Annotated in this window: 12 protein-coding genes; all 12 read left to right on the top strand. The window is 44.9% G+C overall.

Going from position 1 to position 14,221, the window contains the following annotated elements:
* Window positions 1–243 precede the first annotated feature (243 nt).
* The gene (locus tag ACFP56_RS09185) at window positions 244–1,314 is read left to right on the top strand and encodes an ABC transporter ATP-binding protein (RefSeq protein WP_379233598.1); all 1,071 of its coding nucleotides are present in this window, start codon (window positions 244–246) and stop codon (window positions 1,312–1,314) included.
* Window positions 1,311–2,105, top strand: a complete 795-nt coding sequence (locus ACFP56_RS09180) for an ABC transporter permease (RefSeq protein ID WP_379233596.1) — start codon at window positions 1,311–1,313, stop codon at window positions 2,103–2,105. Before ACFP56_RS09185 ends, ACFP56_RS09180 begins: the two co-directional genes overlap by 4 nt.
* A 4-nt stretch (window positions 2,106–2,109) precedes the next feature.
* Window positions 2,110–2,901, top strand: a complete 792-nt coding sequence (locus ACFP56_RS09175) for an ABC transporter permease (RefSeq protein ID WP_379233594.1) — start codon at window positions 2,110–2,112, stop codon at window positions 2,899–2,901.
* Between the two features lie 363 nt (window positions 2,902–3,264).
* Window positions 3,265–3,738 carry a thioredoxin-dependent thiol peroxidase gene (gene bcp, locus ACFP56_RS09170; protein WP_379233592.1) on the top strand — a complete coding sequence of 158 codons (474 nt, stop codon included), beginning with the start codon at window positions 3,265–3,267 and terminating at the stop codon, window positions 3,736–3,738.
* 139 nt (window positions 3,739–3,877) lie between these two features.
* On the top strand, window positions 3,878–4,981 hold the full coding sequence (locus ACFP56_RS09165; RefSeq protein ID WP_379233590.1) for a polysaccharide deacetylase family protein: 1,104 nt from the start codon (window positions 3,878–3,880) through the stop codon (window positions 4,979–4,981).
* 162 nt (window positions 4,982–5,143) lie between these two features.
* Window positions 5,144–6,163 carry an AAA family ATPase gene (locus ACFP56_RS09160; RefSeq protein WP_379233588.1) on the top strand — a complete coding sequence of 340 codons (1,020 nt, stop codon included), beginning with the start codon at window positions 5,144–5,146 and terminating at the stop codon, window positions 6,161–6,163.
* Window positions 6,160–7,662, top strand: coding sequence for a DUF58 domain-containing protein (locus ACFP56_RS09155; protein WP_379233586.1), 1,503 nt, complete (start codon window positions 6,160–6,162; stop codon window positions 7,660–7,662). Before ACFP56_RS09160 ends, ACFP56_RS09155 begins: the two co-directional genes overlap by 4 nt.
* Window positions 7,646–10,129, top strand: coding sequence for a transglutaminase-like domain-containing protein (locus ACFP56_RS09150; protein WP_379233584.1), 2,484 nt, complete (start codon window positions 7,646–7,648; stop codon window positions 10,127–10,129). The genes ACFP56_RS09155 and ACFP56_RS09150 overlap by 17 nt, the downstream gene beginning before the upstream one ends.
* 154 nt (window positions 10,130–10,283) lie before the next feature.
* On the top strand, window positions 10,284–11,822 hold the full coding sequence (guaA, locus tag ACFP56_RS09145) for a glutamine-hydrolyzing GMP synthase (protein WP_379233582.1): 1,539 nt from the start codon (window positions 10,284–10,286) through the stop codon (window positions 11,820–11,822).
* Between the two features lie 332 nt (window positions 11,823–12,154).
* Window positions 12,155–12,943 (top strand): MerR family transcriptional regulator, encoded by a 789-nt coding sequence (locus ACFP56_RS09140; RefSeq protein WP_379233580.1) that lies wholly within the window; start codon window positions 12,155–12,157, stop codon window positions 12,941–12,943.
* The gene (locus ACFP56_RS09135) at window positions 12,940–13,410 is read left to right on the top strand and encodes a hypothetical protein (RefSeq protein WP_379233578.1); all 471 of its coding nucleotides are present in this window, start codon (window positions 12,940–12,942) and stop codon (window positions 13,408–13,410) included. Before ACFP56_RS09140 ends, ACFP56_RS09135 begins: the two co-directional genes overlap by 4 nt.
* Window positions 13,411–13,452: 42 nt before the next feature.
* The gene (locus tag ACFP56_RS09130) at window positions 13,453–14,190 is read left to right on the top strand and encodes a GAP family protein (protein ID WP_379233576.1); all 738 of its coding nucleotides are present in this window, start codon (window positions 13,453–13,455) and stop codon (window positions 14,188–14,190) included.
* Window positions 14,191–14,221 lie beyond the last annotated feature (31 nt).

Here is a 14,221-nt window from a genome sequence, read left to right as displayed (position 1 = left end):
TTTCAATACCTATAAAGTAGTGTTTATGCGGATCATATACGAACCTCATCGCTGTTCTTATGGTAAACTATTTCATGACAATAATACAAAAACACCGCGTATGATTGCATTTACGTTCAGCTAGAAGTTTTGTATGATTACATATCATCAAATTATAATGGCAGTAGACAAGTTGTTGCAAGTTTTTCATATTGGTAATACTATTTCCCAGGAAATGTCGATGAAAGGAGCTATCATTGTCATATGTTAGCAATAGATGTTAAGGAGCTGCGCAAGCAGTTTAAGGTTCAGAAAAATCGCTCAGGTCTGTCAGGTGCGCTTAAGGATTTGTTTAAGCGGGAATATACGCAGGTGACGGCGGTTAATGATATTACGTTTCAGATTCCGCAGGGAGAAATATGCGGATATATCGGTGAGAATGGAGCCGGAAAATCGACAACGATTAAAATGTTGACCGGTATTCTTGTGCCGACTTCGGGAGAGCTAAAAGTGAACGGGTATGTTCCACACCGAGATCGCGAAAAATTTGTCAAAGAAATTGGTGTCGTATTCGGTCAACGCTCTCAGCTATGGTGGGATATCGGTGTTATTGAATCATTCCAGCTGCTGCGCAAGGTGTACGATGTACCGTTGAATGATTTTAATCGGCGGCTTGATCGTCTAGTCGAACGGCTGCAGCTTGGTGAACTGCTCAACCGTCCTGTGCGCAAGCTAAGCTTGGGACAACGCATGCGTTGTGAACTGGTCGCTTCGCTGCTGCATAACCCGTCCATTGTATTTTTGGACGAGCCTACGATTGGACTTGATATTGTTGTAAAAACAGAAATTCGTGATTTTCTGCTTGAGATGAATCGTGAGGAAGGAACGACGATCCTGCTGACAACACACGATCTGCAGGATATTGAAGCGTTATGCTCACGCGTTATTATGCTTGATGATGGATCGATTATATACGATGGCGGCCTGGAAGAGCTGAAAACAACATGGAGCAAGGGTAGAGAGATTCAATTCCAGTTTGGAGAAGCGATGTCGATCAGCAGGCTTCAACAGCTTACGGGAGCGTTGAACGTCTCCTGGACGAGAGATAATGAGTTTACCGCATCGTTATTCGTGCCGCATGAGGTGAATTTCTCAGAAGCGATGGGAGCAGTCGTTGGAGGCGCCCCGATTCGTGATATTAAAATTTTTGAAACGAACACGGATGATATTGTACGGGGTATCTATCAGACGGGCTCTGCCGAAGTGAAGCAGAGCGAAAGTGAACGGCTGAAGGAAACGGTCAACGAGGTGGAAAAGGAGCCAGTGCTGAAATGATTTCTGCTTACATTGATTTTATTCGAATCCGCTTCTTGATGATGCTCGCTTATCGCGTCAATTACTACAGCGGAATAATTATTTATGCCATTAACATTGGCGCATATTATTTTTTATGGAAGGCGATATATGGCACGCAGGATACGCTGGCAGGCTTCTCAATCGATCAGATGACAACCTATCTGGCTATCTCATGGATGGCAAGAGCGTTTTACTTTAACAACCTGGATCGTGATATCGCTACTGAGATTAAGGATGGAAGCGTCGCGATTCAAATGATTCGCCCATACAACTATTTGATCGTCAAGCTGATGCAGGGGTTTGGAGAAGGATTGTTCCGCTTTATTCTGTTTATGATCCCAGGCCTTGCCATTGTCTGCTTGATCTTTCCGGTCGTGCTGCCGTCAGATCCTGTTGTGTGGCTTACGTATTTGGGAATGCTCGTATTCAGCTTCCTCATTAATTCACAGCTGAATATTATGACAGGCTTGTTCGCTTTCTTTGTTGAAAACAACGAGGGGCTTATGCGTATGAAACGGGTGATGGTTGATTTGTTTTCTGGCGTTATTATTCCTATTGCATTTTTCCCGGGCTGGCTTTCGTCAATTATGAGCTGGCTGCCTTTTCAAGCGATTACGTATTTGCCAAGCTCGATTTTTACAGGACGTACACCGCTGGCTGCAGCGGGTCAAGTGTTTCTTATTCAGCTTGCGTGGCTCGTTGTGCTGCTTATTCCAATTATTGTGATGTGGCGTTCAGCAAGGCAGCGCCTGTTCGTGCAAGGGGGTTAACAGCATGAGATATATGACACTAATGCTTGAATACTTGAAAAATTACGTGAAGAGTCGCATGACGTATCGCGCAGATTTCTGGATTGAAGTATTCTCAGACCTGCTGCAGCAGGGGATGAATCTGATCTTTATATTAGTTGTGTTCCAGCATACGCCACTGCTTGGCGGCTGGTCGCAATCCGAGGTTATTTTTGTATATGGCTTTTTCATGGTGCCTTTTGGCGTATTCAGCACATTTTTTAGTATTTGGAATTTTGGCGAGCGTTATATCGTGAAGGGAGAGATGGATCGCGTATTAACGAGGCCAGCACACAGCTTGTATCAGGTGCTGCTGGAAAACATTGATCCCCCGTCTTTATTCGGTTCCTTTGTTGGAATGATCGTTATGGCGGTTTGCTGGTATGATATGGGGCTGACGCTGCAGGCAATCGACGTGCTCGTATTTGTCGTGCTGGTTGTGGGTGCTGTATTCATATATGGAGGAATCTATACGGCCCTTAGCGCTTTGTCGTTCTACTCGGATTCTCCGACAGGCATCGTGCCGCTTATGTACAACATTCAGAACTATGGACGTTATCCGGTTAACATTTATAATAAATTGATTCGATTCGTATTGACGTGGCTGCTTCCGTTCGCTTTCGTTGGCATTATACCTGCTTCTTATTTTCTGGAGCCAAAGGAGGACGATATATCGAGGCTTGCACTGCTAACACCAGTGATGGGGCTGATCGTCTTTGGACTAGGACTCTTAGTATGGAATCATGGTGTGAAGCGATATCGCGGAGCGGGTTCATAGTTAGTGCAGTAGCCATGCTGCTGCAACCTGATGATTGCAGGCTGAACAATATAAAAATCCTCCAAGCAGCTGTGTGGTCCAACTGTGATTGTCACATTGGCGACCAGCATGCATGGAGGATTTTGTTTTAGAGGGAAAAATCGCGTTTGACGAACAAACGAATACTGCTGGCGTACCGTTTCATTCATTAGCTTTGCCTCAATTCGTTATCAGTCAAGTTTGTTTTCGCTGATTGACCCGGAAGTCAACACCGTTATTTCGAAATTTTAGTCTTATTCCGTAGTAGATTCAGCAGGTTCATGCGGGTATATAATAATGTTAATATGTACTTTATAAGGTGGACAGAAGCAAGGAGGAGATACGATGAGCTTAGAGATTGGCAAGAAGGTTCCGATGTTTATGCTGCCTGCATCGGACGGTACCAAGTGGTCACTGAAGGATCAGCTTGGCAAAAAGGTCGTTCTGTTTTTTTACCCAAAGGATATGACGCCTGCTTGTACGCAGGAGGCGTGTGATTTGCGAGATCGATATGTTGAACTGCAACAGCTGGGCGTAGAGGTTGTAGGGATTAGCATGGACAATGAAAAATCCCACCGAAACTTTATTGAGAAAAAAGAACTCCCCTATCTGCTGCTTTCGGACGAGCAGCATAAGGTGTGTGAGAAGTATGGGGTGTGGCAGCTTAAGAAGCTGTATGGCCGTGAGTATATGGGAATTGTTCGCTCCACCTTTCTTATTGATGAAAAAGGGAAGCTGCTTGAGCAGTGGACAAAAGTGAGGGTCAAAGGCCATGCCGATGCTGTGCTCGAGGCAGTGAAGCGTCATAGCAAGCTCTAATATGTGATGGAATAGATACAACAGCACAGGTACGATTGTGCTGTTTTTGTTTTTTTGGCAAATACACGTATTCAAGACATGCATCCTCTACTTTGTTCATATATTGATAGCAGCGATTGGATAGTAGGAGGCGTTGCTGTTGAGCACTTGGTGGAGAAGGTCGATGCTGATTGTCATAATTGGCATAATGGTTGCAACATCGCTATGGGCGATAGGAGAGCTGTATTCGATTATGCCTGCTGGTCAACTGCAGCATACTGATGCGGCAGGAGTCGTACAAGCTGCCCAGCTTTCGCAGACAAGCATACTGTCTCAGCAGCACCGTGGTCAGCAGCGAGCCGAGCTGGTGGATGCCAGCACCGTCAGAAGAGCAAGTAATGGCAAGCAGCACTATATTGGTGCATCACAGGAGCTGGGGTGCTTACAGCTTGCGATGAAGTCCATGCCTGTCACCAAGGCATTCGAGCAGTGCAGAAAGCCGCAGCCGGAGGAAGAAAATTCTTCGTTGCCAGACAGCAATGAGGAGCAGCAGGGCAATTATGCAGGTAAAGTGTATCTGACCTTCGACGATGGTCCAAGCAAGCTGACAGCATCGGTACTAGATATGCTTGCCGAACATCATATAAAAGCGACATTTTTTGTGCTTGGTGAGAAGGTGAAGCAATATCCCGAGCTGGCAAAGCGGATCGTAGAGGAGGGTCACAGCATTGGCAATCATTCGTATAATCACCGCTATAACGAGCTGTATGAGTCGCCGGAGCAATTTGTAAATCAGCTTGTGGAGACGTCTGAAACGATTTATGAGGTTACAGGAGTTGTGCCTTATTTGTTCCGAGCACCAGGGGGAAGCTTTGGCAATATGGACAGAAGTTATTTAAAAGCGGTAGAAGATGCCGGTTATATGGTCTATGACTGGAATGTAGATAGCGGTGATTCCAGATCGAGAGAGGTGACCGCTGAAGAAATTATGAAGGCGGTAAAGGAATCACGTGTGTCCGATCGCATGATCGTGCTGCTGCATGACAGTGCAACGCATGGAGAAACAGTCGCGGCTCTACCAGAGATTATTGCATACTTTCAAACGAGGGATTATCAGTTTTTTAGCATTAACGAACATACGCAGCCGATTACATCAAGGCTTGCTGAAACAATCAAATGGGACCGCAAGCCGCTATCTGATAAGCAAGCCCAGCAGCTAAAGGAACGGACAGCAGAGCTGCGCAAAAAAGCAGAAGGAAGTTAGCACAACAGTTTCGATTCAATACATACATAACGATGGATGTTCAAGGGAGAGCGAGATGCTCTTCCTTTTTGTTGTTTATGCTCTAGTGCTAAGAGATTGTTGATTAAAAGATTGAGAGAGTGGCGATACTAGAAATAGAAATTGTACTAGGGAGGATCATAGATGAATACTACCTCTTCGACTGCTCAATCAATGGAACAGCTATCTGCTAATTATACTTGGTCACAGCCGCCTGCTCAGCTGCTTCAGCGTATGGAGCAGAGGCTTGGGCAAGTACTGCTAGGTAAGCAGACGGCAATACGTGACGTTATGATAGGTTTGCTTGCAGGCGGACATCTTTTAATAGAGGATGTACCCGGAGTAGGAAAGACAATGCTGGCAACATCAATTGCTAGACTGCTGGGCGGAAAATTTCACCGCATTCAATTTACCTCAGATCTGTTGCCGGCTGATATTATAGGCGGCATGATCATGGATGCGCAGGGCAGAGGGCTTGTATATCGAGAAGGACCAATCATGGCAAATGTTGTACTTGGAGATGAGCTTAATCGCGCAAGCTCGAAGTCTCAATCTGCGCTGCTGGAGGCATTGGAGCATCGTAGTGTGAGCATAGAAGGCGTCACGCATCCGCTGCCTCAGCCGTTTGTATTTATTGCGACGCAAAACCCGCTGCGCTATGAAGGGACTAACCGTTTACTTGAGGCGCAGCTGGATCGATTTATGCTGCAGCTGAGCTTGGGTTATCCGGGGCAACAGGTAGAACAAGAGCTTCTTGAGCAATTTGCTGCTGCCAGACGACCGAAGCTGGAGCTGCTGCGTGCCGTTATATCGCATGAAGAATGGCAGCAAATGCAAGCTGAGCTGCAACGGGTATACGTTCATCCTTCGCTTATAGGTTATATGACGGAGGTTGCGGCGTTCACAAGAGCTGACGAGTCGTTAGTGCTGGGCCTGAGTCCGCGTGCATTGAGGGATTGGCTCAGGGCTGCTCAAGCAAGCGCATATATGCAGAGCAGAGGCTTTATTGTGCCCGATGATCTGCTGCATATTGGAGCTACTGTGCTTGCGCACCGCATTGAGCTGAAAAGCTATCCAAATACGCATCAGATGAAACGAGATTATGTCAATCAAGTGCTTCAGCGCATTCCGGTTTCAAGGAATGTAAAGGAGAGATCGCGATGAAAAAAGATCGATTATCGTCTATTCAATTGAAGCAGGAGGAAGCTATTCCTGCTTCTGGCGACAGCTATGACGCAGGCATCGGCAGGGATGAAAGCAGTCGTGATGCAAGCAGCAGTGATTCTAACGGGGGCACTAACAGCGTTACTCGTACCCCTTCAGTCACCAGTGTTATTGAGCTGGAGCCAAACTATCGCACGCGATATGGAGCATGGTGCGGCATTTTTGTTTTATGGCTTGCTTCCTTAGTAGCTGTGCTGCTGCGCGGCGATGCGCCGGAGTGGCTGCTGTTAGGATCATTCACGTTTATAGCAGTCTTCAGCGGAGTGTTCCCTATGCTCGCCGCTGCTGGCGTAAGCTTTGAACGTCAATTGTCAGCATCTACGCTTGAGCAGGGCGATTTATATGTGACAGTTAAGCTGCAACGTAAACTGCCTGTTCCAGGCGTATGGTATGCGGCCTACGATCAATTGCATAATACGAGCACGATGCGTAAACAACGTATCAAGCTGCGTGCGAGCTTTATGCCCTTGTTTCATAGATCAATGTCATTAACGTACAAAGTAAGTGCTATGGAGCGAGGCTGCTACGAGACAGCGCCTGCTGTCATTCGTATTGGTGACTGGCTAGGGCTTACGTGCATCAAGGTGGAATGTGATCAAAAGGCGAAGCTGATTGTGCTGCCGCAGCTTGAGCAGCCTATGGACGAAAGTTATGTTGCGCTGAATACAAGCAGCACGTGGATGAAACAAATGCAGCATCGAAGCGATCAGCAGCAGCGTTTCATGTCGCATCGATCTCAGCATCAAGCCGAATTTTCCGATTACAGCATGAATACGGAGGACGAAGGGCTTGGTCTATCCACTAGACCTTATGCAGCTGGAGACAGTTTCCGTCGTATCGATCATCGGGCGGCGGCGCGTGGAAGAGGACTGCACACAAGAGTTGGAGAGGTGGATGAAACCTCGCCATCGCTATGTATGATTCTTGACCAATATGACTTGCCTTATCAGGAGGCGCAGCAGGATCAGATGTTTAGCTCCATGATCAGCTGGTGCTTGGCGGATACAGTAGAAGCGGGGCAGCAGCAAAATGTATCTGTGCTGTGTGATAATTGGAGCTTCGAGTTTACAGGAGAAAAGGATGTTAAGGAGCTGCAGTATTTGCTTGCGGTTACGCGCCCCGATGTCTCCGTTCATATGAAGGATCGTGTTCCTTTTATGTCAATGCTTCTGCCTACTGGAGGATATGTCGTCGTTTACTCTGGTGCGTGGAAGGATAGCGAGGGTTGGATAGCGCTAGCCGAAGCGGCATGGATGAAGGGGAGCAGACTGGAGCTGCAGTTTGTCACAACGAATCGTGTCATGACGTATGCGATGCGTGAGCAGCAAAAAATACTGGAACAGGCAGGCATTCAGGTCGTTTGGCGATATAGCTATGAAAAGCCAGAGCCGGCAATAGAGGTTGAGGAAGGGAGTGAGCGCTATGTATCAGGAGCGTGACTCGCTTGAGCCGACTTTTTCTTATCGTTTGGTTACGACAGTTCTCTTATTTGGGCTGCTACTGGAATGGCTGCTGCCATGGGTTCATGCAGGGGAATGGAGCAGGCTGCTGCAGCCACAAGCCTTGCTATGGCTGACGGGCATTATGCTGGCGCTAGGAATGCTTAGACCAAGCATGAGTGTATTTATTGCGGTAGGTCTGTTTACCGGGCTGATGGCGCTTATGTTCATCTATAGAGGAGTAGATCAGAGCGTCGTTCAGTGGTTTGCTCAATTAATCCCTTCATTTTCAGAAAATGTGAGGGATATGTTTCATTATGGCATTTGGTATATGTCGGATGAATGCCGAACAATTCTTCTGTTTACAGGGTGGCTGCTGCTCGTCCCGTCCCTGCAGTCGATGGTGTGGTATTACCAGCTTTCTCTTTCCCTTGTTGCAGCGACACTGCTGTATCTTGTTACCTTGCACACCACGCTTGGAATTAACGTATGGTACGGCTTGCTGCGTACAATGGCCGAGGGACTGCTGCTTGTTGCATTAACAACTTTGCCGAAGCTGCAGCGCAGACTACAGCTCTCTGCAAGCTGGGGCAGGCAGGCTCGCTATCAATATGCCAGCATTGTGCTTCTGGTGGTCATTGTTGTAGCGGGTGGAATGGTACTGAGCAATAATAAGGAAAAGCGCAGCGAACCAGTCGCCTGGTCCAATCTGTTTTCGTTTTCAATCTCTGAGGAGCTTACCGTCTGGACGCAGCAGTCCAGCGGATTGCCGCTTAGAAATGTAACCAGCAGCAGCTATCGGCAAAGCTCATTAGCCACAACAGGCTATGGCGATGATGATCAAGTGCTTGGTCAAACGATCCGTCCTTCTTCAGAGGTTGTCTTTTATGGGTGGTCAGCTCAAGAAAACTATTGGCGGGCAGAGACTCGTTCAACCTATACAGGACAAGGCTGGAGTGATGAAGGCGGAGCTGTCGCCTTGCACACTATATCGGACGAGCAGGCAGCAAGTGCTGAGCTTGGTACGGGAGCGAATCGAATGCGATTGCAGCAATCGATTACTTATGTCGAGCCGTGGGTTGGCATGCCGCTTATGCAATCAGGCACGAGGGGAGTGGTGCTTGAGCTGATCGCTAGTGATCCAGAGCGTAAGCTTAGCAATTATATTACTGAGCCTGCAACAGGGGCACTGTACTCACCCGTTAAGGATGCAGCGATAAAAAGCTATACGGTACTAACCGAGCTGCCGATTGTTGTGCCAGACGAGCTTAACGATATGGTTGAGCCTGATGAGGAGCTTGCTCAACGAGCATGGGAAAGTGATATGCTGCATTCGTACCTCCAGCTTCCTGAGCAGCTTCCAGAGCGTGTGGCCGCACTAGCTTCCGAGGTGTCAGGCGGCGGCTGGACTAGCAGATACGATCAGGTTCTTGCGATTGAGCAATACTTGAAGGACAATTACACATACAGTCTGAAAAGTGAAATCCCGAACGATCACGAGGATTTTGTTGATCATTTTTTATTTGAACAACAAAGCGGTTATTGTGTACATTTCGCAACAGCGATGGTTGTTCTCTTGCGGACGCAGGATATTCCAGCACGGTATGTGAAAGGCTATCATATGGGAGAAGCTGTCGAGCAACGAACGATAGAAGGCGGCATAGTGGAAACGCAATATAAGGTTAGAAACAATGATGCGCATGCATGGGTTGAGGTATACTTTCCTACGGTAGGATGGGTTGCCTTTGATCCTACACCAGCTGTAGAAGAAGCGGAGCAAACTACAGGCTGGATGTCTCAAATGGGGCAGCTTGGTAGCGAGTTATGGACGGAGCTGAAGCAATGGACTTCGATGCTATCTCCGGATCAGTGGATGCTGGCTGGAGCCGTTAGCGTAGGGGTACTCGCTATCGTCATTATGCTGCGATTGTTTTGGAGCAGGCTTCAAGTGGCGAGAATGCTGCGTCGTTATCGACAATGGTATGCGCGCTTGATGGAGGTTGAGAAGCTGCGGGAAGCCCCGATCAGTTATCCTTCTCGCAATAAAAAGCGTCTTGAACAGCAGCAGCGGGCAATGGAGCAGCTGCCGGAAATAAGAGAACAGATTCAATTCAACGTGCAACGGCTCGTTGAGCATCGCTTAAAGTGCTTGGAGCATGCTGTCTCTGAGCATGCTAATCCAGCAACATGGAGACAGCGTATCAAGGTGATTATGGCGGGTATCCACGATCAAGGACAAAAGCAAGCGCTAGAGGAACTGCTGCAAATGCAGGAGCGTCTATACTATAGCAAGCAAATGACCGCTCCTGAGCCTGGCGAGCTGCAGCTAATGTTGGACGCTTTAATGTTAAAACGAGCAAGAGTGAATAAAAAAGCATCAACCGATCAACCGAATTCTCGTGAATATGCTGTAGGTGGTGCTTTAGAGCAGGAAGGTACGATTGCAGCGGGTCCGGGTGCAAGATAATGCATCCATAATAAGGAATATGCAGAAGAGCGTCGAGTAATTTGGCTAAAAATCGTCAAATTACTCGACGTTTTTCTGTAGAAGTATGGAACCACCTTGACTACGTGGAAGGGGTATAGCTATAATTATCACATTAATTGTGGGAGGCTCGGTCATGACAAAGCAAAATGAAATTATCGTTGTTCTCGATTTTGGTGGACAATACAATCAATTGATTGCAAGACGTATTCGTGATTTGGGTGTATATAGCGAGCTGCTGCCGTTCAATACACCTGTTGAGAAAATTCGCGAATTGAATCCAAAAGGTATCGTATTTTCTGGAGGTCCTGCAAGTGTGTATGAGGAAAATTCACCTCTTGTAGATCCAGCAATTTACGATTTGAATATTCCAATTTTAGGTATCTGCTACGGAATGCAAATGATGTCTCACCAGCTTAACGGTAAAGTAGAACGTGCCGGCAAGCGTGAGTATGGTAAAGCAGATGTTATGTTTATTGAAAACAGTAAAATTGCAGCTGGATTAGATCTTGCGCAAACCGTATGGATGAGCCATAGCGACCTCGTTATTGAGCCTCCAACTGGATTTAGAGTAGATGCAAGCACAGAGCATGCTCCAATTGCAGCGATGAGTGATGAAGAGCGCCGTTTCTTTGCTGTTCAATTCCATCCAGAGGTTCGTCATTCCTTGAAAGGGAATGAAATGATCCGCAACTTCCTATACAATGTTTGTGAATGTGAAGGAAATTGGACGATGGAAAGCTTTATCGAGGATACGATTGCTGATATCCGTAAGCAAGTTGGCAAGGATAAAGTGCTTTGCGCCCTATCTGGTGGTGTAGATTCCTCAGTAGTCGCGATTCTGCTTCATAAAGCGATTGGCGATCAGCTTACTTGTATGTTTATCGACCACGGCTTGCTGCGTAAAGGTGAAGCGGAAAGCGTAATGGAAACCTTCGTAGGCAAATTCGATATGAAGGTTGTTAAAATCGACGCTCAGGAGCGTTTCCTTAGCAAGCTGAAGGGTGTAGACGATCCAGAGCAAAAACGTAAAATCATCGGTAATGAATTTATTTATGTGTTTGACGAGGAATCCTCGAAGTTTGATGATTTCAAATTCCTTGCGCAAGGCACATTGTATACAGATATCGTAGAAAGCGGTACAGCAACTGCTCAAACAATCAAATCGCATCATAACGTTGGCGGCTTGCCAGAGGATATGAAATTTGAGCTTGTTGAGCCGTTGAAAGCATTGTTCAAGGATGAGGTTCGTAAAGTCGGCGAGGAGTGCGGTCTGCCAGCTGAAATCGTATGGCGTCAGCCATTCCCGGGTCCAGGTCTAGCGATCCGTGTGCTTGGCGAAGTAACTGAGGACAAGCTGAAAATCGTTCGCGATTCCGACTACATCCTGCGTGAAGAAATTATTAAAGCAGGTCTAGATCGTGAGATCTGGCAATACTTTACGGCGCTGCCTAACATGAAGTCTGTAGGCGTAATGGGCGACGCTCGTACGTATTCCTATACAGTAGGTATCCGCGCAGTTACGTCCATTGATGGAATGACAGCAGACTGGGCTCGTATCCCATGGGACGTGCTGGAGAAGATTTCTGTTCGTATCGTTAATGAGGTAGATAACGTTAATCGTATCGTGTATGACATTACGTCTAAACCGCCTGCGACAATTGAGTGGGAGTAGTTGTAGAAGAGTTAGAAACCCTTGATATATAAGGGCTTCTAACTCTTTTTTTGTTTTAGTGAACGTTTTGAATACTTGTTTCCACCCAAAATGAACTGCTATCTTTACATCGTTGTCATATAGGAGCGCCAGATATGAGCATTGTGAAACCAAGAGAATTTTTAAATTCATTACTCTAAAATTATCCCTAAGTTGTGTAATACTTCTTAGGGATTTTTTTCAGAAGTTGCCTGATATAAATGTATGTTGCTTTATGGTAGCATTAAAAATAAATTGCTTTACAATAACGTATACGTCATTGTTTATAATATTTTTAAGGGAAGGAACAACAAATGATGATATTGATTGGAGAATTAGCGAAGAAAACTAATATCAGTAAAAGAACACTTTATCACTATGAACAGATTGGCTTGTTAAAACCTACAGAAATGAGAGAAAATCGTTATCGTTACTATGATGAGAATGCCTTATTTCGCCTTCAAAAAATTCTGTTGCTAAAATCAATTGGCTATACATTGGAACAAATAAAACAACTATTATCACAAAATCAAAATGATATTAAAGAAAATCAAAATTGGATAACTTCATTAAATGAACAAATAGAACTGATTGAGAAGGAAAAGGAAGAATTAAACCGCAAACAATATTACCTTAGGTCAACCGTTCATGCCATTCAGCTCAAAGGAAGAATTGAAGCAAAAGAAATTTTTCAAGTTATTCAAGCATTAGAAAATCGTTCTCTTGTAGAAGGAGTAATCCCCGCCCATTTCGGTGATGATTTATCATTAACTTCTAAGGAAAAAGATATACTTAACCATTTACCCGTTTTTGGAAGTGATGATAAGCGGCTTGAGGATATTATTGTTATTTATCAACAAATACGAGGAATTATGCATCAATCCCCTTATTCTTTAGAAGCACAAGAGATTGCAGGTGAATTATATCAAAAAGCACTTGAATTATTTGATAATGATGAAGATTTATTAGATAAATATTGGGAAATGATTCGAGTACAGGAAGATGGTGAACCAGTTGTTGTGGGTATGGATTCAGATTTTATAGATTATATTGATAAAATGATGGCTATTTATTTAAAGCAAAGGAGTGAAGAAGAAAGGTGAAGTTCAGTCGGCTAAATTTTTTTATGCTTTTCTTTGCTGTGATGTTAATTATGCTATCGGGCTGCGGAGTGATAAAGAGCACGTATGAAGGTGTGTCTGAAGGACTGTTTAGAAATGAAAAGACAGGCGAGAATGCAGAAGAACAATCCGAAGAAGAAATTACTGTAGAGGTTATTATTGAAAGTGATGGTAATTTAGTAAATAACCTTGGAGTAGAAATAAATAGTCGTAACAATCCACAAAGTGTTTATTTTGATTCTATTGAAGTTCCTTATAGAGAAGCATTCACTGTATCTACAGATATGATGTTTCCTCTTACTTCTACCCGAGCATGGGCAAGCGTGGGGGATGGCAGTGAGGTAAGCTGTACCATCCTATATAACGGAGAAGAAGTAGCCACGCATCAATCAAAAGGAGATGCAGGAAGAGCTTACTGTGAAAAACTTACGGGACCAAGGGGCTTATAGGAGCTTTATTTTTTATCTATAAAAGAGAGGAGTCAACTATTAGTGGCATTCTTAACATTTACTTCTAGCCTTGTCGTGCTCGCTTTAATTGATTCTATGAGTTTCGGTACACTACTGATACCCGTTTGGTTATTAATGACTTCTCGTCGCGTTCGAGTAGATAGATTTTTAATCTACTTATTAACCGTAGTAGGACTTTACTTTCTATTTGGTTTGATAATCATGTTTAGTGCTGATCTATTTCTGAACAGATATGGCTCATTACTTGAATCAAAACAGATGTTAATTGGACAATTTATTTTGGGGATTCTCTTACTGATTATTAGCCAGCTGATGGATTCAAAAAAAGCCCGTCTTCGTGCATCTGAGCGTGCAGCACAAGGTGGTGGTCGAATTTTAAATTGGCGACAACGCATTATGGGAGGCAAAGATTCTAGTAAAAGTGCTCTAATCACGTTGGTTGGACTTGCATTGACTGCTGTGGTGTTAGAAATTGCAACAATGCTCCCCTATTTAGCAGCAATAGGCCTAATTACAGTTGAAAGTCCTTCATGGTCAATATGTAGTCTTATGCTCTTAGGTTACTGTATTATAATGATACTTCCTGCACTTTTACTATTGGTAGGTAGGCTTGTTGCTCATAGAACACTGGAACCAATACTTATTAGGCTGGATAAATGGTTAACTAAAAACGCACAGAGTATGACAGCTTGGATTATTGGTATCGTTGGATTTTTATTAGCTGCTAATGCTATTTATGCTCTAGATTGGTTTAACTAATTTAAAAAGAGAAATTTTTACTTTGTTTTAT

This window comes from Paenibacillus septentrionalis (assembly GCF_042659865.1).
GTDB classification, from domain to species: domain Bacteria; phylum Bacillota; class Bacilli; order Paenibacillales; family Paenibacillaceae; genus Pristimantibacillus; species Pristimantibacillus septentrionalis.
Note: the sequence above shows the minus strand (reverse complement) of the source record. Positions and strands in the feature narration are given on the sequence as shown.

Bases quoted from the DNA above. Each gene is read 5' to 3' on its own strand.
- ACFP56_RS09185 (WP_379233598.1), top strand. From the start codon at position 244: ATGTTAGCAATAGATGTTAAGGAGCTGCGCAAGCAGTTTAAGGTTCAG.
- ACFP56_RS09180 (WP_379233596.1), top strand. From the start codon at position 1,311: ATGATTTCTGCTTACATTGATTTTATTCGAATCCGCTTCTTGATGATG.
- ACFP56_RS09140 (WP_379233580.1), top strand. From the start codon at position 12,155: ATGATGATATTGATTGGAGAATTAGCGAAGAAAACTAATATCAGTAAA.
- guaA (WP_379233582.1), top strand. From the start codon at position 10,284: ATGACAAAGCAAAATGAAATTATCGTTGTTCTCGATTTTGGTGGACAA.
- ACFP56_RS09160 (WP_379233588.1), top strand. From the start codon at position 5,144: ATGAATACTACCTCTTCGACTGCTCAATCAATGGAACAGCTATCTGCT.
- ACFP56_RS09155 (WP_379233586.1), top strand. From the start codon at position 6,160: ATGAAAAAAGATCGATTATCGTCTATTCAATTGAAGCAGGAGGAAGCT.
- ACFP56_RS09175 (WP_379233594.1), top strand. From the start codon at position 2,110: ATGAGATATATGACACTAATGCTTGAATACTTGAAAAATTACGTGAAG.
- bcp (WP_379233592.1), top strand. From the start codon at position 3,265: ATGAGCTTAGAGATTGGCAAGAAGGTTCCGATGTTTATGCTGCCTGCA.
- ACFP56_RS09150 (WP_379233584.1), top strand. From the start codon at position 7,646: ATGTATCAGGAGCGTGACTCGCTTGAGCCGACTTTTTCTTATCGTTTG.